1 protein-coding gene and 1 pseudogene are annotated in these 1,080 nt (G+C 65.5%); both read left to right on the plus strand.

Annotated elements, in window-relative coordinates; genetic code table 11:
• Positions 1-128: 128 nt before the first annotated feature.
• On the plus strand, positions 129-872 hold the full coding sequence (locus KKR01S_RS10410) for a VIT1/CCC1 transporter family protein (protein ID WP_058731821.1): 744 nt from the start codon (positions 129-131) through the stop codon (positions 870-872).
• Positions 873-1,049, plus strand: a pseudogene (locus KKR01S_RS11395) (IS256 family transposase); the annotation flags it as partial.
• Positions 1,050-1,080 lie beyond the last annotated feature (31 nt).

Raw genomic sequence — 1,080 nt, forward strand, 5'->3', positions numbered from 1 at the left:
GGGTATAAGTTCGCAATCGGGCTCTGGGTATTCTGCTCCCACGCATGGCCGATGCCCCCCGTCTCGCCCGGCGATAGGAGAGCCTTTCCTTCATGGACAGCCGCCGGCCGGCGTGTCATCATCGAGCGATGTCGCAGAATCTTCCCAACACCACCGAGCCAGTCGGTCAGCATGCCGCCGAACCACACCGCGGCGGAATCGCTCAGAAGATGAACTGGCTGCGTGCTGGCGTCCTGGGCGCGAACGACGGCATCGTCTCGGTCGCAGCCATCGTGGTCGGCGTTGCGGGCGTCACGACCGCAACGGCGCCGATCCTGACGGCCGGCGTGGCGGGCCTAGTCGGTGGCGCCATCTCGATGGCGCTCGGTGAGTACGTGTCCGTGAGCAGTCAACGTGACAGTGAACACGCGATGATTCAGAAGGAGAAACGCGAGCTGGCCGAGATACCCGAGGAGGAGCTGATCGAACTCGCCGGGTTGTATGAGCAGAAGGGGCTCCGGCCCGAAACGGCCCTCCAGGTCGCGACCGAGCTCACGGAACGGGATGCACTTCGCGCGCACCTTTCCACCGAACTCAACATCGACCCGGATGATGTTCCGAGTCCTTGGCATGCCGCCTTCTCCTCCGCCATGGCGTTCCTGATCGGGGGGATCCTGCCTCTTGTCGTGATCCTCTTGCCGCCCGAGCAGTGGCGGGTGCCCGCGACGTTTGTTGCCGTCATTCTCGCGCTCGGGATCACGGGGGCGATCGGTGCACGGGTCGGGGAAAGCTCCGTGCCGCGGGCCGTGACCCGCGTGATCGTCGGCGGCGCCGCGGCTCTCGCCGTGACCTTCGGCATCGGCAGTCTTCTCGGAACATCCGGACTCGTATGAGCCCGATGCGACATCGAGGACAAACGCGCCCGTGACCGGGCGCGGGAACGCGGCCGCCCATCCACCGAGCGCAAGGCCTCCGGCCGGCTCATCGAGGGTCAGGTCGTGACGAACTGGATGAAGGCCCTCGAACAAATCGCGATCGCGTTCCCCGAGCGCATCGAGCACTACCTCTAACCCCGAAACACCGCCCGCTTACACACACAAC

Source organism: Rothia kristinae NBRC 15354, assembly GCF_001570865.1.
GTDB classification, from domain to species: domain Bacteria; phylum Actinomycetota; class Actinomycetes; order Actinomycetales; family Micrococcaceae; genus Rothia; species Rothia kristinae.